Genomic DNA, 17,800 nt, shown 5'->3' with positions numbered 1-17,800 from the left:
GAGACCGTCCAACATCTAGGGAGGACAAGAATGAATCGCTTTGTAACCATCGTGGCCGCGGGCCTGATGATCTCCGGCACGGCCCACGCCCAGGGCGTGACCGAGGAAATGCTGGCCAACGATGCCGCGACGCCGGGCGACATCCTGACCAACGGAATGGGACGCGATCTGCAGCGCTATTCGCCGCTGGATATGCTGAACAAGGACAACGTGGCCAACCTGGTGCCCGCCTATGCCTTCAGCCTGGGCGGCGAAAAGCAGCGCGGCCAGGAAACCCAGCCGCTGATCTATGACGGGGTCATGTACCTGACCGGCAGCTATTCCCGCATGTACGCGATCGACGCTATCACCGGCAAAGAGCTGTGGCAGTACGACGCCCGCCTGCCCGAAGGCATCCTGCCGTGCTGCGACGTGGTCAACCGCGGCGGCGCGATCTGGAACGACAAGATCATCTTCGGCACGCTGGATGCGCGCCTGGTGGCGCTGGACCTGAAGACCGGCGACGTGGTGTGGCGCGACGAGATCGCCGATTACAAGGCCGGCTATTCCTACACCGCCGCGCCGATCATCGTGGACGGGCTGGTGATCACCGGCAACTCGGGCGGTGAATTCGGCATCGTCGGCGAAGTGCAGGCGCGCAAAGCCGATACCGGCGAGCTGGTCTGGACCCGTCCCGTCATCGAAGGCCACATGGGCACGCTGAACGGCGAAGACTCGACCATGACCGGCGAGCTCAACGCCACCTGGCCGGGCGACATGTGGAAGACCGGCGGCGGTGCGACCTGGCTGGGCGGATCCTATGACGCCGACACCGACACGATCGTCATGGGCACCGGCAACCCCGCCCCCTGGAACAGCCACCTGCGCAACGCGGGCACCCCGGTCGAAGGCAATACCGGCGACAACCTGTATGCCGCCAGCCGCCTTGGACTCGACCCCGCGACGGGCGAGATCAAGTGGCACTTCCAGTCGACCCCGCGCGAAGGCTGGGATTATGACGGCGTGAACGAGGTCGTGGCCTTCACCGATCCCGAGGGCAACAAGAAGTTCGGCACCGCCGACCGCAACGGCTTCTTCTACGTGCTGAACCGCGAGGACGGATCGTTCGTGGACGCCTTCCCGTTCGTCAAGGACATCAGCTGGGCCGAGGGCATCGACGACACCGGGCGGCCGATCTTCGTCGAGGCGAACCGCCCCGGCGATCCGTCCGAGGCAGCCGACGGCAACAAGGGCGAGATCGTGTTCAGCTCGCCGTCGTTCCTGGGCGGCAAGAACTGGCAGCCGATGGCCCACAGCCCCAAGACGGGCCTCTTCTACGTGCCCTCGAATGAGTGGGGCATGGACATCTGGAACGAGCCGATTTCCTACAAGAAGGGCGCGGCCTACCTGGGCTCGGGCTTCACCATCAAGCCCAATTACGAAGACCATATCGGATCGCTCAAGGCCATCGACCCCGTCACGGGCGAATGGAAGTGGGAGTTCAAGAACGACGCCCCGCTCTGGGGTGGCGTGATGGCGACCGCGGGCGGCCTTGTCTTCACCGGCACGCCCGAGGGTGAGTTCATCGCCTTCGACGACGAGACGGGCGAAAAGCTGTGGTCGTTCCAGACCGGGTCCGGCATCGTCGGCCAGCCCGTCACCTGGGAAGCCGATGGCGAGCAATACGTCACCGTGATCTCGGGCTGGGGCGGCGCCGTGCCGCTTTGGGGCGGCGAGGTCGCCAAGAAGGTCAACTACCTCAACCAAGGCGGTCTGCTCTGGACGTTCAAGCTGCCCAAGCAGCTGGCCGCGGCCGAGTGACACCATCGGCCCTTGCGGGCTGACGCAGGCGCGCCCCCACGGGCGCGCCTTTTTCATGCGGCGCCTGGATTTCACGGAAACGTGAGCGTTATCGCCCGGTCCTTCAGGCCCCGTTTACGATTCGCGCCTACTGCTTTGCGGGCCCCCGCCCCGGTCCCTTCAAAGCGAATGTCATGCGCAGCTATCCCATCCCCTCGAACGAAGACGGCCGCATCGCCGCGATCCGCGCGACCGACGCGCTGGGCGACGCGCCGCACGGGCGGCTCGACGAGATCACCGAAGAGCTTGCCGCTGCCTTCGACTGCCCCACCGCGCTGGTGTCGATCGTGGATACCGACCGCCAGTATTTCCGGTCCCGTTACGGCCTGGACGCGTGCGAAACGTCGCGCGAGAAATCGATCTGCGCCCATGTCATCATGGCGCCGCGACAGCTGGTGATCCGCGACACCCATGCCGACCCGCGCTTTCGCAACCATCCCGTCGTCGTCGATCCGCCGAATGTCCGGTTCTACGCGGGCACGCCCATCATCCTGCACAACAACTTTCGCGCGGGATCGCTGTGCGTGCTGGATTTCGTGCCGCGCGAGGCCCCGAGCCCCGAGGCGGTGGACCTGCTGACGCGCCGGGCCGTGGAAGTGGGGCAGATCATCTCGTGCTCCAGCCCCGGCGAAGCCATGTATCCCGGCGCCACCGACAACGTCTTCAGCGAGGAATTCCTGGACTCCCCCACCGACGCGATCCCCGAGACCGCGGCGATCGTCCCGCTCAGCTTCCGGCGGCGCCGACCGGCCGCCCCCGCCCCCTCACCCGCAGACCCGGCAGCGCCGCGCGACGACGCCGCGCGGCAACGGGCCGCCCCGCCGGAAAGCCCCGCCATGCAAAGCGTGGACGACGTGGACGCGGCCGAGCTTGCCCGCCGCGAGTTCCTGTGCCTTGTCGGGCACGAGTTGCGCACCCCGCTGACGGTGCTCATGGGATACGCCAAGCTGCTCGAACACCGCGTGTCGGACGGCCCCGACAAGGTGATGACATCGGCGATCACGCGGATGGGCGACCACCTGCACGCCGTCGTGGAAAGCGTGCTGACCTACAGCGACCTGGTCTCGGGCGAGCGGATGCTCAACGAGGATCGGCACGATATCGAAGCCCTGCTGGAAGACTGCGCCAGCCTGATCCGGCCCAGCGTTGAAGTGGCGGGCAAGACGCTGGTCGTCGACAGCCGCGGTGCGCAGGGTCAGGTCACGGTGGACCGCGAGCAGATGAAGCTGGTGCTGGTGTCGCTGCTGAAGAACGCGGTGACCCATGGCGGCAAACGCATACGCTTCCGCGCCGCCCTGACGGATGCGGGACACCTGTCGATCCAGATCGAGGACGACGGCGCGCCGATCTCGGACGCCCAGGCGCGCCAGGTCTTCGAACCCTTCAAAAGCGGCGCTCGGCTGGACAATCGCGGGCGCGAGGGGCTGGGGCTCGGGCTGGCCCTGACCAAGCGGATCGTCGAGATGCACGGGGGCGAAATCTCGCTGGCCCAAGGCGACGGGGGCAAGACATTCACGATCCTGATGCCCGATTGGCGCATGTGACCGCGCGCGTCCGCGAAGGTTCGGAATAGGACCATTTGACAGGTGCAATTGCCGCACGCCGTGCCTACGCTCGGGCCATGCATGCGACAGTGAACACACCTTCGGCCCGAGGCAAACCCATCTTCCCGGGGGCGGACTGGGCGCTGGTGATCGACGACCATCCGCTGTTCTGCGACGCGCTCGAGCTGACCTTGCGCAACGTCGCGGCGTTCCGGGCGGTGGCCACCACCGACAGCCTGAAATCGGGCCTCCAGATCATCGCGGAGGATGGCGCGCCCAGCCTGGTCGTGCTCGATCTGAACCTGCCCGACGTGACCGGCATGGACGGCCTGATCCGCATCCGCACCCAGGCGCCCGAGACGCCGGTGATCGTGGTGTCGTCCATGACCGAGAACGCCATCATCTCGGCCGCGATGCAGGCGGGCGCGTCGGGCTACGTGCCCAAGCATTCGCCCCATTCGGAATTCCGCGCGGCGCTCGACGCCATCGCCGAGGGCCGGACCTATCTGCCCGAAAGCTTCGTGTCCTGCCCCCAGCCCGAGGATCGCGCCGACGCGGTGACGCGCCTGTCGTCGCTGACCGCGCAACAGGCGCGCATCCTGGAGCTGATCTGCGACGGCAAGCTGAACAAGCAGATCGCCTATGACCTGTCCATCGCCGAGACCACGGTGAAGGCCCACGTGACGGCCATCATGCGCAAGCTGGGGGTGCAAAGCCGCACCCAGGCGGTGCTGGTCGCCCAGCAGGCCAAGTTCGCGGCGATCTTGCCAAACACCGACGGCTGAGGTCATCATCCCCACCGGGGAGGATGACCAAGATCGATATCACGCGCGCGCCAATGCCGACCGCCGATGGCCGGGCTCCGGCGCATCTGATCAGGAATGCGACCGTCCCGTGCGATCTGGACGATCCGATCGGCGCGCTGAAGGATCAGCTCGGCCCCGGCCCTTTCGCGCAGGTCTTCTTCTTCGTGAGCCCCGCCTGCGATTTCGCCGCCCTGAGCCTGCGCGCCCGCGACGCGTTTCCCGGCACGTCGACCCTGCTGGCCAGCACGGCGGGCGAGCTTGGGCCCGAAGGCTATGCCGAGGCCACGATCATCGCCGTGGCGCTGCCGCAGGCCCATTTCCGCTGCCGCACCCTGGCGATCGCGCCCCTGGACGGGCTCGATCCCGACGGGCTGTCGGGCCACCTGGTCAGCGAGCGCATGGCGCTGTCGACCGACCATCCCGACTTGCCCGGCGGCTTCGCCTTCCTGCTGGTGGACGGACTGTCCATGCGCGAGGACACGCTTCTGTCGGCGATCCTGCCGGGGCTGGGCACGCTGCCGCTGTTCGGCGGCTCGACCGGCGACGGGCGCAGGTTCCGCAAGACGCACCTGGCGCTGGACGGCGTCGTGCTGGACCAGGCCGCGGTGCTGACGCTGGTGGCGACCGATTGCGAGACGCGCGTCTTCTCATTGGACAACCTGCGGCCCGCCGACACGCGCATGGTCGTCACCGGCGCCGATCCCGAGCGGCGGCTGGTCACCCATATCAACGCCGCCCCCGCCGCGCGCGAATACGCGCGTCTGATCGGCAAGGATCCCGACCAGCTGGACGAGTTCACCTTCGCCGCCCATCCCGTCGCGGTGCAGCTGGGCGACCGGCACCATGTCCGCGCCATCCAGCGGGTGAACGCGGCGGGCGAGCTGCATTTCTTCTCGGCCATCGAGGAAGGCATGGTGCTGCGCGTGGCCCATGCCGACGACCTGCCCGACCACCTGGACCGGGCCCTGTCGGGGCTGAGCCAGGACCAGCCGCCCGGCGACATCCTGGCCTGCGACTGCATCTTGCGCCGGATCGCCGCCGAGCAAAGCCAGAGCGTGCGCGCCGTCAGCGACGTGCTGTCGCGTCACCGGGTCATTGGCTTTTCCACTTACGGAGAGCAGATTGGCCCCATGCACGTGAACCAGACCATGACAGGCGTGGCGATCTATCCGCCGCGGACCCGCGAATGACCGACCTGATAGATCCCACCGACAGCGTCGAGCAGCAGAACGCCAAGCTGGTGCAGATCACCGAGGCGCTGATGCGCAAGGTCGAGCAGCAGAACGATCAGCCGGGTCTGGCCTATGCACAGTTCGAACGGGCCGCCATGCTGGAAGCGCAGGTCCGCCAGCGCACCAACGACCTGGAACGCACGCTGGAGCTTCTGCACGAGACCAACGCGCGGCTGGGCATCGCCAACCGCGCTGCCGAGGCCGCGCGCTCGAACCTGGCCGAGGCGGTCGAATCCATCAACGAGGGCTTCGCCCTGTTCGACCAGCACGACCGCCTGGTGATGAGCAATTCGCGCTTCTGCCGCGATCTTCTGGACGTGGCCGAGAATATCGAGCCGGGCCTGAGCTTTCATCACTACGTGCAGCTGGTCAGCCAGTCGATCTACCTGGCGCTGCCCGACGACGAAAGCCAGGCGCAGTGGCGCGAGAAGCGGATGCTGCGCCACCGCGACAAGCGCGTGATCTTCAACGTGCGCCTGACGCGCGACCGCTGGCTGCAAGTGGGCGAGCATCGCACCGCGTCGGGCGGCACCGTGATCCTCCAGACCGATGTCAGCGACATCATGCGCGCCGAGCGCGAGAAGCGCGACCGGCTGATGGACCGCCAGGCGCAGATGGTGCGCGCCACGCTGGACCACCTGAACCAGGGCGTCTGCATCTTCGGCACCGACCTGCGGCTGGTGGGTTGGAACGCCGGGATGGAGGCGCTTCTGGACCGTCCCATCGACGGCGGGCTGGTGGGCATCGACTTCGCCGCGCTGCTGCGTCGGCTGGACGACCAGATCGCGTTTTCCGAGTATTTCGGCAGCGATCACCTGCTGGCCTGGGCCAATCGCACCCGTCGGCCGCGCCAGCCCATCACTTTCGAGGTCACGCGCGGGCGCAACCAGACCCTGAGCGTCTTTGCCCAGGAAATGCCCGACAAGGGGTTCGTCATCAGCTTCACCGACGTGACGCCCGAACGCGAAGCCGCCCGCGCGCTACGCGAAATGAACGAGACGCTGGAACGGCGCGTCCACGCCCGCACGATGGAGCTGAACGAGGCGCTGGAAGAGGCCAAGCGCGCCAACGCGTCGAAGACCCGCTTCGTCGCGGCGGCCAGCCACGACCTGTTGCAACCCCTGTCGGCCGCCAAGTTGTTCGTGTCCTTCCTGTCCGAGCGCAGCCAGGACGCCCTGGGCCAGGACACCGCCGACAAGGCCATTTCCGCGCTGGCGTCGGTCGAGAACATCATCGAGGCGCTGCTGGATATCTCGAAGCTCGATAGCGGCCAAGCCACCATGCAGATGCAGGACGTGTCGCTGAACGAGATCCTGACCTCGCTCAGCTCGGAGTTGACGCCGCTGGCGCAATCCGAAGGCTTGGTGCTGCAGGTGATGCCGTCGTCGCAGATCGTCCGCTCGGACCCGGTCTTCCTGCGGCGCATCCTGCAGAACCTTGTGACGAACGCGATCCGCTATACCGATCGCGGCCGGGTGCTGGTGGGCGTGCGCCGCGATGGCGGCCAGGCGCGGGTCGAGGTCTGGGATACCGGTCCGGGGATCGCGCCCGAGGATCAGACGACGATCTTCCAGGAATTCAAGCAGTTAGGACCCTATATGTCGGGCTCGAAAGGGCTGGGGCTGGGGCTGACCATCGTCGAGCGGGCCTGCGCGTCGCTGGGCCACGATCTGGCGCTGCATTCGGTGCCAGGGCGCGGCTCGTGCTTCTCGGTCACGGCCGAGCGCATCGCCATCGCCCGCCAGGACCCGCCCGCGCGCCGCCCGGCGACCCGCGAAGCGCGGCCCGCCACGTCGAACCTGGTGGTGCTGCTGGTCGAGAACGACGAAGAGCTGTCGCAGGCCCTGACCCTGATGATCGAGGATTGGGGCAGCCACGTGGTCCACGCCGCCAACGGCGAGGCGGCGCTGGCCCTGCTGGACGAGATCGACATCGCGCCGGACCGGGTGCTGCTGGACTACCAGCTGGGCGACGGGATGACGGGGCTGGAGCTGCTGGGACGGCTGCGCGCCGAGCATGGCACCGTGCCAACGCGGATCATCACCGCCAGCCGCCGCCCCGATATCGCCGAGCTTTGCGCCGCGGCGGGGGTCGACCTGATCTCGAAGCCGATCCACCGCGACAGCCTGATCGGCCTGATCGACCAGGACTGCGCCGCGTCGGCCGCCTGAGACTTGTGACATTCCGGAAACAATCCGCGAATTTGGCGTTCCACGGTCCTGAAGTTGCCCTAATTGAAGCGCAGCTTAGGTTAATCGCCAACCTCTGGAACGAATCCAATGGAAAACCGAGCAAAACCGAAGCCGCAGCAAAAGCCCGTCCGCGAGACGCCGCAAAAGCCGGTGCGCTTCACCGACTGGGCCATGATCTGACTTTGACGCGCCGCCCGCGACGCCCCTAGACTGGCGCGTATGGGCACGCCGATCTCGAGTTTGCGCAACATGGGCCCCGCCATGGAAGCCGCCTTCGCCAAGGCGGGCATCCCAGACGCGGAGACGTTGCGCGACCTGGGCGCCGACGCCGCCTACGCGCGGTTGCTGCGGCACGGGGCCAAGCCGCATTTCATCCCCTTCTACGTCATCGAGATGGCGTTGCAGGGACGCCCCTGGAACGACTGCAAGGGCGACGAGAAGACCGCCCTGCGCGCGCGCTTCGATGCGCTGAAGGCGCGCCACGCGGCGCCCCCCGCCTCGGAGCTTGAAGCCTTTCTCGACCGGATCGGCGTGCGCGATCCCGACGCGTCCTGACGGAACCGCGCCGCATCCCGCCGGGTTGCCTAACCATGACGGAACATCCCCATGCCCCGCGCATCGCCCGGCTCGACCGGCTGTCGCGCACCCTCGACACCGCCTTCGGCATTCCCGGCACGCGGTTCCGGATCGGGTGGGATTCGCTGATCGGCCTCGTGCCCGGCATCGGCGACGCGCTGGCCTTCGCGCCCGCCGCCTATATCGTGCTGGAAAGCCACCGCATGGGCCTGCCGCGCGCCAAGCTGGTGCGCCAGGGGGTGAATTGCGTGCTTGACCTGGCCGTGGGCAGCGTGCCGCTGATCGGCGACCTGTTCGATATGGGCTTCAAGGCCAACCGGCGCAACGTGGCCATCCTGCGCGACCATTTCGAGCAAGAGATGGCCCGAAACGAAAAGACCCCCGCCACGGGCGAGGGTCATCTATCGTCGCACCACCCGCAGGTGGGCGATCCGGGCGGGTCGGCCTAGCCCACGATTTCGAGACCCGAGAAGAAATACGCGATCTCTTCCCTGGCCGTTTCGGGCGCGTCCGATCCGTGGACCGAGTTTTCGCCCACGCTTTCGGAGAACTCGGCGCGGATCGTGCCCGCATCGGCATCGGCGGGGTTGGTGGCGCCCATGACTTCGCGGTTCTTCGCGATGGCGCCGTCGCCTTCCAGCACCTGCACCACCACCGGCCCCGAGGCCATGAACTCGCACAGCTCGTCGTAGAACGGACGCTCGGCGTGGACCTTGTAGAACTCGCCCGCCTGCGCCTTGGTCAGCTGGATGCGCTTCTGCGCCACGATGCGCAGGCCCGCATCTTCGAACTTGGCGTTGATCTTTCCCGTCAGGTTACGCTTCGTCGCGTCGGGCTTGATGATCGAAAGTGTGTGCTCGGTGGCCATGATATGCCTCTTGTGATGGCGGGCGAACCCCATGTCCGGCCCTGATTTTCGGGCCCCGATACCATGCGCCCCCCCCATTGAAAAGCGCATCGCCGCGTCCCTTCGCCCGCGCGGTGCGATCCGCGCGGCCGCGCCCGGCCCCATCACTGCTCTTCAAATACCCGAAATCCCCCGGCCCGGCCCGCCGTCAGCCGTCGGGCATGATCGGCCCGGTTGCCTCCAGCGCGCGTTGCAAGGCCGGGACCTGCAGCAACCGGTCGAGATAGGCGGTGACGTGTGCGCCTTTCAGGACGCCCGCAAAGCGTGCCATGGCCAGAAGGTAGCACAGCTGCATGTCGGCCAGCATCGGCGCGTGGCCCATCAGGAACTCGCGGTCCGACAGGTGCGCATCCATATGGCCCATGTGCAGGTCGATCTGCCCTTGGGTCTTGGCATCAAGGCTGGTCCCGCCCTTCTTCGCCCAGAACGCGGCCCCGACTGGCCGGATCAGCGTGCCTTCCGCGTAGTCCAGCCATTCATCGTGCAGCGCCAGGTCGTGGCCACCCGGTCCGGGCGTGAAGCGGCCGTGGCCGTGCTGGCGGTGGATGTGGCGCAGGATCGCCGCCGATTCGCCCAGCGTCAGGTCGCCGTCCTCGATCACCGGCGACTTGCCCAGCGGGTGCACCTTCTTCAGCGCGTCCGGCGCGGTATAGGCGTCGGTGCGGTCGTAATGGATGACGTCGTAGGGCACCGACAGCTCTTCGCACAGCCACGCGACGCGCATGGCCCGGGAATATTGCAGCGAATGGATCTTGATCGTCATGGTGCTTCCTTGCTTCCAACGGCGCTGCCGCTCTGCTAACCCGCGGCCATGCTCAGGATCAACGATATCACCTATGCCGTCGAAGGCCGCACCCTGTTCGAAGGGGCGTCGGCCTCGATCCCCGAAGGTCACAAGGTGGGCGTCGTGGGGCGCAACGGCACCGGCAAGACCACGCTGTTCCGCCTGATCCGGGGCGAGCTGGTGCTCGAGGGCGGCAGCATCACCCTGCCCGCCCGCGCCCGCATCGGCGGCGTCCGGCAAGAGGTCCCGTCCTCGGAAGTGTCGCTGCTGGACACGGTGCTGGAAGCCGATACCGAGCGCGCGACCCTTCTGGCCGATGCCGACACGGTCACCGATGCCACCCGGATCGCCGAGATCCAGACCCGCCTGGCCGATATCGACGCCTGGTCGGGCGAGGCGCGCGCGACTCAGCTCCTGCGCGGGCTGGGCTTCACCCAAGCCGAGATCGCCATGCCGTGCTCGGCCTTTTCGGGCGGCTGGCGGATGCGCGTGGCGCTGGCGGGTGTGTTGTTTTCGCGGCCCGACGTGCTGCTGCTGGACGAGCCCACGAACTACCTGGATCTCGAAGGCGCGCTGTGGCTGGAAAACTACCTGACGCGCTATCCGCACACGGTCATCATAATCAGCCACGACCGCGGGCTGCTGAACCGCTCGGTCGGCGCGATCCTGCATCTCGAAGCCAAGAAACTGACGCTCTATACCGGGAATTACGACACCTTCGCGCGCACCAAGGCCGCGCAGCAGGCCGCGCTGGAAAGCCAGGCCAAGAAGACCGACGCACGGCGCGCGCATCTGCAGAAATTCGTCGACCGCTTCCGCGCGCAGGCCACCAAGGCCAAGCAGGCGCAGAGCCGGATCAAGATGATCGAGAAGCTGGAAACCATCCAGACCCCGCAGGAAGCCGCCCTGCGCGCCTTCACCTTCCCCGAACCCGAGGAACTGTCGCCGCCCATCGTGAACCTGGAATCGGCCAGCGTCGGCTACGGCGATCGCACCGTCTTGGGCAAGATGACCCTGCGCATCGACCAGGACGACCGGATCGCGCTTCTGGGCCGCAACGGGCAGGGAAAATCGACCTTGTCCAAGCTGTTGGCGGACAAGCTTGACCCCATGGGCGGGCGCATCACCAAGGCCAGCAAGCTGCGCGTGGGCTATTTCGCGCAGCACCAGGTGGACGAGCTGCATATCGACGAGACCCCCATCGACCACATCCGACGCCTGCGCCCCGACGAGGCTCCGGCCAAGCACCGCGCGCGGCTGGCGGGGTTCGGCTTGGGCGCCGACCAGGCCGAAACGCTGGTGGGCAAGCTCTCGGGCGGGCAGAAGGCGCGGCTGTCGCTGCTGATCGCCACCATCGACGCGCCGCACATGCTGATCCTGGACGAGCCGACCAACCACCTGGACATGGAAAGCCGCGAGGCGCTGGTCGAGGCCTTGACCGCCTATTCCGGCGCGGTGATCCTGGTCAGCCACGACATGCACCTGCTGGGGCTGGTGGCCGACCGGCTGTGGCTGGTCAAGGACGGGCGCGTGCAACCCTTCGACGACGACCTGGACGCCTATCGCCGGATGTTGCTCCAAAGCGACGCGCCGCCCAAGAAGGACAAGCCGAAACCGCAGGTCCGGCAGGCCAGCCGCGACGACCTGCTGGCGCTGAAATCCGAAGTCCGCAAGGGCGAATCCCGCGTCGAGAAGCTGACCGAGATGCGCGACAAGCTGGCCAAGAAGCTGGCCGATCCGGCGCTTTACGAGGACGCGCGGCTGGGCGAGCTCGAGACCTGGAACCGCAAATACGCCGAGGTGATGGACGGGCTCGAGCGGGCCGAAGGACTGTGGATGGCCGCGCTGGAGAAGCTGGAGCGGGCCGAGCCGTGACATGCCCATGCCCTGGACCTATCGCCACGCCAGCCGCGAATGGGCGCATTTCCTGTCGGTGGCGCGGGACGAGATGAACACGCCCACCGACAACGCCACCTTCACCGCCATCGAGGGCGTTCTGACGGCCTTCCGCAGCCGCCTTGCCCCCCGCGACGTGGTGGCCTTCGCGCAGGTCCTTCCATCGGTACCGCGCGCGATCTTCGTGGCGGGCTGGGACATCGACGCGGCCCCCCTTCCGCCCGGCACCCGCGTCGACTGGACGCGGGACGCGCAAGCGCTGCGCCGGTCCCACAACCTGGCCCCCGCAAATTGCGTGGCGGCCACCGCAATGGCCTTGCGACGGACGGTCCGCGCACGCGACCTGGACCCGGTGATCGTAGACCTGCCCGCCTTCGCGACCGAGTTCTGGTCGACCCCGGGAACCGACCCGGCCACGCTGGAGCCCGGGATCATATGATCGGCATGGAATTCTACATCACGGCCTTCGTGACGCTGTTCGTGATCATCGACCCCATCGGCACGACGCCGATCTTCATGGCGCTCACCCAAGGGCAAGCGCCCAAGCGGCGCCGCGGCATCGCGATCCGGGCCTGCCTGATCGGTCTGGGGGTGCTGCTGCTCTTCGGCCTGCTGGGCGAAGAGCTGTTGGGCTTCGTCGGCATCTCGATGCCCGCGTTCCGCATCGCGGGCGGGATCTTGCTGTTTCTCACGGCGCTGGAGATGCTGTTCGGGCGCCGCACCAAGCGCCGCCAGGACCAGAGCGAGCTCGACGACCCCGAGCACGACGACGATCCGTCGGTCTTCCCGCTCGCCATCCCGCTGCTGGCCGGTCCCGGTGCCATCACGTCGATCATCCTGCTGACCGACCAGGCGGGCAGCGATCCCTTGTCCGTGGGCGCGGTCTTCGGGATCATGCTGGCGATCTACGCGCTGGTCTTCGCGCTTTTCATGATGGCCGGACCGATCGAGCGGGCGCTGGGCGACACCGGCATCCTGGTGGTCACGCGGCTGCTGGGGATGCTGCTGTCGGCGCTGTCGGTGCAATTCGTGATCGACGGTTTGCGATCCAGCGGGCTGGCCTGACATTGGCAAGCGCGCCCGGCATGCCTATTTTGAGCGCATGACCGGAGACTCCATCGCATCCATCCTCTACCTCGTCCTACTCGGCTGTTTCATCGCGGGCTACTTCTTCGTGGGCCGCGCGAACCTGGGCAAGTCCATGCAGCAGGCCGCGATCTGGGCGCTGATCTTCTTTGGCGCCATCGCCGCCTTCGCGCTGTGGGGGGATGTGGGCGACCGGGTGATGACCCGGCAGAGCGTCGCCATCGACGGCAGCATCGAGGTGCCGCGCCGCTTCGACGGGCATTACCACATGACGCTGGGCGTCAACGGCACACCGATCGAGTTCATCGTGGATACCGGCGCGACCGACATGGTGCTGAGCCGCCGCGACGCGACGCGCGCCGGGATCGATCCCGACGGGCTGGCCTATCTGGGCCAGGCGCAGACCGCCAACGGCACCGTGCCGCTGGCGCGCGTGGTCCTGGACGAGGTCAGCCTGGGCGGCGTGACCGAGCGCAACGTGCGCGCGTCTGTCAATGGCGGCGACATGGACGGCTCGCTTCTGGGTATGAGCTATCTGGGCCGCTTCGGTCGCATCGAGATCGAGAACGATACCCTGACCCTGACCCGCTAGGCGCCGATTTTTCGCCGAAAAATCGCTCCCCGCCTCGCACGGAAATTCTTCGATCCGAAGGTCTCAGGCCTCTGCCTTCTTTTCCCACTTGCCCGATTCTTCGGACCAGTACTGCGACGAAATCCCTGCCTTGGTCAGCGCCCGCCACTGCGCGCGCGCCTTGTCCAGGGCGGCCGCGTCGGTTCCGTCGAAGATCACGCAGACCCTTTCGAGCCGCGCCACCTCGTCGGCCGTCACCTGGGCGCCGTCGACGCTCATCAGGCACACCACGTCCGCGGGCAGGTCCGGGCTGGTGGTCAGCAGCACCGGCTGGGCCGCGTCGGTGTCGCCCCCGGCCATCCCGTGCGGCAGGAAGCTGTCGTCGCGATAGGTCCAAAGCGCGTCGTCCAACTGCCGCAGGCGCGCGTCATTGCCGCCGCGCACGCAGATCCGCCAGCCCGCGCCCAGCGCCTTTTCCAGCAGCGTCGGCAGCACGTCTTCCAGCGGTCGCCGCGTCAGGTGGTAGAAATACGCGGCCCCCATGGCGTCATTTTTCCAGCGTATCGCGGATCAGCCGGTCCAGCGCCCGCACGCCCCAGCCCGACGCCCCCTTGGGCGCATAGGGGCTGTCGGCCTTGGTGGACGCGACCCCGGCGATGTCCAGGTGGCACCACGGCACGTCGTCCTGCACGAAGCGGTGCAGGAACTCGGCCGCGGTGATCGAGCCCGCGGGCCGCCCGCCCACGTTCTTCACGTCGGCGATGTTGCTGTCGAGCTGCTTGGCGTAGGGATCGCCCAGGGGCATGCGCCACGCGCCTTCGTCCTCGGCGCGGGCGGCTTTCAGGAACGCCTCGCACAGCCCGTCATCGTTGGAAAAGACGCCCGCATTGTCGTGGCCGAGCGCGATGATGATCGCGCCCGTCAGCGTCGCCAGGTCGATCATGCCGCTGGGCTTGAAGCGTTCCTGTGCGTACCACATCACGTCGCAGAGCACCAAGCGGCCCTCGGCGTCGGTGTTGATGACCTCGATCGTGTCGCCCTTCATGGATGTGACCACGTCGCCCGGACGGGTCGCGTTGGGGCCCGGCATGTTCTCGACCAGGCCCACCAGGCCCACCACGTTGGCCTTCGCCTTGCGCAGAGCCAGCGTCTTCATCACGCCCGACACGACGCCGCCGCCGCCCATGTCCATGGTCATGTCTTCCATGCCGCCCGCGGGCTTCAGCGAGATGCCGCCGGTGTCGAACACGACGCCCTTGCCGATCAGCGCGAACGGCGCTTCGGAGCCGCCGCCCTTCCACTGCATCACGACGACCTTGCTGGGGCTGTCGCTGCCCTGACCCACGGCCAGCAGCGCGCCCATGCCGAGCTCGGCCAGCTTGTCCTGCTCCAGCACCTCGACCTCGAGCCCGTATCGTTCCAGCGCCACCAGCTGATCGGCGAAGGCCGTGGTGGTCAGGACGTTGGCGGGCGCGTTCACCAGGTCGCGGGTGAAGAACACGCCCTCGGCCACGGCGCCCAGGGCTTCGGCGCCCTGCGACAGCGCGTCGGGATCGGCGACCATCAGGGTCAGCGTGTGCTCGCCCGGCCCGGTCTCGTCGTCCACCTTCGACTTCTGGTCGGTGTAGTTGTAGCCGCGCAGCAAGGCGCCGAGCGCCAGCGCCTCGGCATCGCGGTGATTGCCCGCGACGATGGTCAGATCGCCCGCCGCCTGCCTGGCCAGCGCCACGCCCGCGCGGCGCGCTGTGTCCGGGTCGGACTTGCGGTCGAGCCGCGCCACCAGCACGTTTTCGGCCGCCATGCCCGCGGGCCAGGCGATGGCCTTGGCGTCGCCGGGCTTCATCTTGGCGGCCGATTTGCTTTCCGCGAAGCGCGCCACAGCCCCTTTCGCCAGCTTGTTGACCCGCTTGGCGGGCGCGCCCAGCGCGCCGTCCTCGCCCATCAGGACGGCGACGCTGCCTTCGGCATCGGCAAGCGCATCCAGGTCCATGGCGACGATTTTCAGGGTGGCGGGGCGGGTCATGGGCGGCTCTCCGGCTGGCAGGGTCGCGCCCTTCCTAAGCGCGCCCGCGCGGCTTGGCCAGAAGGCAGTTTCACCGCACCCGCCCATGGGCTAGGCTTGCCCGAGCGAAGGATTGGATCGGGGATTTTCGGTGGCGCGATTCGACAGGTACCTGCTGTCGCAGCTGCTCACGCTGTTCGGCTTCTTCAGCCTGGTGCTGGTGCTGGTCTATTGGGTCAACCGCGCGGTGGTGCTGTTCGACCGGCTGATCTCGAACGGGCAATCGGCGCTGGTCTTCCTGGAATTCACCGCCCTGTCGCTGCCCAACGTGATCCGCGTGGTCCTGCCGGTATCGGCCTTCGCGGCGTCGGTCTACGTCGCCAACCGGATGCGCAGCGAAAGCGAGCTGGTGGTGATCCAGGCGGCCGGCTTTTCGCCAAGGCGGCTGGCGCGCCCGGTCGCGGTGTTCGGTCTGTTCTGCGCGACCGTCACCATGGTGCTGACGCATCTACTGGTGCCGGTTTCCGTGGGCCGCCTGGACCAGCGCAGCGCCGAGATCGCCCAGGACGTGACCGCCGGGTTGCTGACGGATGGCGAATTCCTGCATCCCACCGACGACGTCACCGTTTTCATCCGCGAGATCACGCCGCGGGTCGAGCTTCTGGGCCTGTTCCTGTCGGATGCCCGCGATCCGGCCCGGCACGTCACCTATTCCGCGCAGCGCGGGCTTCTGGTGCGCGCGGACGAGGGCCCGCGGCTGGTGATGTTTTCGGGTCTGGTGCAGAACCTGAACCAGGCGACCGGTCGGCTGGCCGTCACCCGCTTCGACCGCTTCGCCTTCGACATCTCGGACCTGGTGGAAATCGTCCCCGACGCCGACCGAAGTGCCGACGAGGTCCCCACATGGGAGCTGCTGGACCCCAGCGCCGCGCTCGAGGCTGAAACGAACGACACCCGGCAGGAGCTCTTGCTGCAGGGGCACGAGCGCTTCACCCAGGCGCTGGCCGCGCTGGTCACGCCCCTGGTCGGGTTTTCTGTCATGATGCTGGGCGGCTTTTCGCGCTTCAACGCGTGGCGTCCCATCGTCGGCGCGGTCTGCGCGCTGATCGGGATCGAGCTGGTGGACAACCTGGCCGCCGATCTGATCCTGTCGGGCGCGCCATGGCCGCTGGCCTATCTCTCGACCCTGTTGGGGCTGGCGCTGACGGTGCTGGTCCTGTGGATCGCGGGGCGTCCACGCGGACCCATATTCGCGGGCGAGGCCGCGGCATGATCCTGCACCGCTATTTCGCCCGCCGCTTCGCGCTGAGCTTCGCGCTGGTCGCGGCCGTGTTCCTGGGGATCCTGACGCTGCTGGACCTGGTCGACCAGGTGCGCCGCTTCGACGACGACGGCGCGGGCTTCGCCACCATCCTGGGCCTGACGCTGCTGAGCGTGCCCGAGACGCTCTATCGCATCCTGCCGCTCCTGGTCATCATGGCGACCCTGGCGCTGTTTCTGAACCTTGCGCGCACGTCCGAGCTTGTCGTGACCCGCGCCTCGGGCCGATCGGCGCTGCACAGCCTGATCGCGCCGGTGCTGGTCGCGCTGGCCTTGGGCACCGTGGCGGTCGCGGTCTTCAATCCCATCGTTGCCGCGACGTCGAAGCAATACGACACGCTGGCGGGCCGCATCTCGGGCGATAGCGGCAACGCGCTGTCCCTCGACGACGAAGGGCTGTGGCTGCGCCAGGGGGACGGCAATCGGCAGACCGTGATCCGCGCCGCGCGGGCCAACCTGGAAGGCACGCGGCTGTTCGGGGTCAGCTTCATCGGCATCTCGGCCAGCGGCGATGCCGCCTTTCGCATCGAAGCCGCCGAGGCGGCGCTGATCGACCGCACCTGGCAGCTGACCGACGCGAAGGAATGGCGGTTCGACAGCCCCAACCCCGAAGCGGGCGCGCGCGAGCACGACCTGCTGGAATTGCCCGCGACGCTGACGGCGAACCAGATCCTGGACAGTTTCGCCACGCCGTCGGCGGTGCCGATCTGGGATCTGCCGGCCTTCATCGCGCAGCTCGAGCGGGCGGGATTCTCGGCCCGCAAGCACCGCGTCTGGCTGCAGATGGAGCTGGCGACGCCGCTGCTGCTGGCGGCCATGGTGCTGGTGGGTGCGGGATTCACCATGCGCCACACCCGGTTCGGGCGCACGGGCGTGATGGTGCTGATGGCGCTGGCCATGGGCTTTACCCTGTTCTTCATCCGCAATTTCGCGCAGATCCTTGGCGAAAGCGGGCAGATCCCCATCGCCCTGGCGGCCTGGGGCCCGCCCGTGGCCGCGATCCTGCTGCCGCTGGGGCTGCTGTTGCATTGGGAAGACGGCTGAC

17 protein-coding genes are annotated in these 17,800 nt (G+C 67.7%); 13 read left to right on the top strand and 4 right to left on the bottom strand.

The annotated features are described in order from the left end of the window. The first annotated feature begins 30 nt into the window (after positions 1 to 30). From ILP92_RS03075 to ILP92_RS03045, 7 genes are all read left to right on the top strand, one after another. Positions 31 to 1,800, top strand: coding sequence for a PQQ-dependent methanol/ethanol family dehydrogenase (locus ILP92_RS03075; protein WP_198914910.1), 1,770 nt, complete (start codon positions 31 to 33; stop codon positions 1,798 to 1,800). A 173-nt stretch (positions 1,801 to 1,973) separates the two neighbouring features. Then, on the top strand, positions 1,974 to 3,383 hold the full coding sequence (locus tag ILP92_RS03070) for a GAF domain-containing sensor histidine kinase (RefSeq protein ID WP_198914909.1): 1,410 nt from the start codon (positions 1,974 to 1,976) through the stop codon (positions 3,381 to 3,383). A gap of 89 nt (positions 3,384 to 3,472) precedes the next feature. Then, positions 3,473 to 4,168 (top strand): response regulator, encoded by a 696-nt coding sequence (locus ILP92_RS03065; protein WP_368667828.1) that lies wholly within the window; start codon positions 3,473 to 3,475, stop codon positions 4,166 to 4,168. Positions 4,169 to 4,191: 23 nt separating this feature from the next. Next, complete coding sequence (locus tag ILP92_RS03060) at positions 4,192 to 5,379, top strand: FIST N-terminal domain-containing protein (protein ID WP_235971056.1); 1,188 nt, start codon at positions 4,192 to 4,194, stop codon at positions 5,377 to 5,379. Then, entirely contained in the window at positions 5,376 to 7,592 is a 2,217-nt protein-coding gene (locus tag ILP92_RS03055) for a hybrid sensor histidine kinase/response regulator (protein WP_198914907.1), read from the top strand. Before ILP92_RS03060 ends, ILP92_RS03055 begins: the two co-directional genes overlap by 4 nt. Positions 7,593 to 7,832: 240 nt before the next feature. After that, positions 7,833 to 8,168: a TfoX/Sxy family protein gene (locus tag ILP92_RS03050; RefSeq protein ID WP_198914906.1), complete on the top strand. Its 336-nt coding sequence runs from the start codon at positions 7,833 to 7,835 to the stop codon at positions 8,166 to 8,168. 35 nt (positions 8,169 to 8,203) lie between these two features. After that, a complete protein-coding gene (locus ILP92_RS03045; RefSeq protein ID WP_198914905.1) occupies positions 8,204 to 8,638 on the top strand; it encodes a DUF4112 domain-containing protein in 435 nt (144 codons plus the stop codon). Here ILP92_RS03045 and ndk read toward each other — a convergent pair. Next, complete coding sequence (gene ndk, locus ILP92_RS03040; protein ID WP_198914904.1) at positions 8,635 to 9,057, bottom strand: nucleoside-diphosphate kinase; 423 nt, start codon at positions 9,055 to 9,057, stop codon at positions 8,635 to 8,637. The genes ILP92_RS03045 and ndk overlap by 4 nt on opposite strands. Before the next feature lie 187 nt (positions 9,058 to 9,244). Next, positions 9,245 to 9,859, bottom strand: coding sequence for a glutathione S-transferase family protein (locus tag ILP92_RS03035; protein WP_198914903.1), 615 nt, complete (start codon positions 9,857 to 9,859; stop codon positions 9,245 to 9,247). Between the two features lie 48 nt (positions 9,860 to 9,907). Here ILP92_RS03035 and ILP92_RS03030 point away from each other — a divergent pair, with 48 nt between their 5' ends. The 4 genes from ILP92_RS03030 to ILP92_RS03015 are packed head-to-tail and all read left to right on the top strand — an operon-like array spanning position 9,908 to position 13,454. Beyond that, entirely contained in the window at positions 9,908 to 11,755 is a 1,848-nt protein-coding gene (locus ILP92_RS03030; protein WP_198914902.1) for an ABC-F family ATP-binding cassette domain-containing protein, read from the top strand. 1 nt (position 11,756) lies between these two features. Continuing rightward, positions 11,757 to 12,215 carry a DUF2267 domain-containing protein gene (locus ILP92_RS03025; protein ID WP_198914901.1) on the top strand — a complete coding sequence of 153 codons (459 nt, stop codon included), beginning with the start codon at positions 11,757 to 11,759 and terminating at the stop codon, positions 12,213 to 12,215. Then, positions 12,212 to 12,841, top strand: a complete 630-nt coding sequence (locus ILP92_RS03020; RefSeq protein ID WP_198914900.1) for a MarC family protein — start codon at positions 12,212 to 12,214, stop codon at positions 12,839 to 12,841. The genes ILP92_RS03025 and ILP92_RS03020 overlap by 4 nt, the downstream gene beginning before the upstream one ends. 37 nt (positions 12,842 to 12,878) lie before the next feature. After that, on the top strand, positions 12,879 to 13,454 hold the full coding sequence (locus tag ILP92_RS03015) for a retropepsin-like aspartic protease family protein (RefSeq protein WP_198914899.1): 576 nt from the start codon (positions 12,879 to 12,881) through the stop codon (positions 13,452 to 13,454). Positions 13,455 to 13,517: 63 nt separating this feature from the next. Here the strand turns inward: ILP92_RS03015 and ILP92_RS03010 are convergent, their stop codons facing one another. Beyond that, on the bottom strand, positions 13,518 to 13,976 hold the full coding sequence (locus ILP92_RS03010; protein WP_198914898.1) for a DNA polymerase III subunit chi: 459 nt from the start codon (positions 13,974 to 13,976) through the stop codon (positions 13,518 to 13,520). A 4-nt stretch (positions 13,977 to 13,980) separates the two neighbouring features. Next, the gene (locus ILP92_RS03005; RefSeq protein ID WP_198914897.1) at positions 13,981 to 15,456 is read right to left on the bottom strand and encodes a leucyl aminopeptidase; all 1,476 of its coding nucleotides are present in this window, start codon (positions 15,454 to 15,456) and stop codon (positions 13,981 to 13,983) included. 130 nt (positions 15,457 to 15,586) lie between these two features. Here ILP92_RS03005 and lptF point away from each other — a divergent pair, with 130 nt between their 5' ends. Both lptF and lptG read left to right on the top strand, forming a co-directional pair. Continuing rightward, positions 15,587 to 16,708, top strand: a complete 1,122-nt coding sequence (lptF, locus tag ILP92_RS03000) for an LPS export ABC transporter permease LptF (protein ID WP_198914896.1) — start codon at positions 15,587 to 15,589, stop codon at positions 16,706 to 16,708. Further along, positions 16,705 to 17,799, top strand: a complete 1,095-nt coding sequence (gene lptG, locus ILP92_RS02995) for an LPS export ABC transporter permease LptG (protein ID WP_198914895.1) — start codon at positions 16,705 to 16,707, stop codon at positions 17,797 to 17,799. The genes lptF and lptG overlap by 4 nt, the downstream gene beginning before the upstream one ends. Position 17,800 lies beyond the last annotated feature (1 nt).

Origin of the sequence: Palleronia pontilimi (genome assembly GCF_016412875.1) — a bacterium.
Classification (GTDB): Bacteria; Pseudomonadota; Alphaproteobacteria; order Rhodobacterales; family Rhodobacteraceae; genus Palleronia; species Palleronia pontilimi.
Note: the sequence above shows the minus strand (reverse complement) of the source record. Positions and strands in the feature narration are given on the sequence as shown.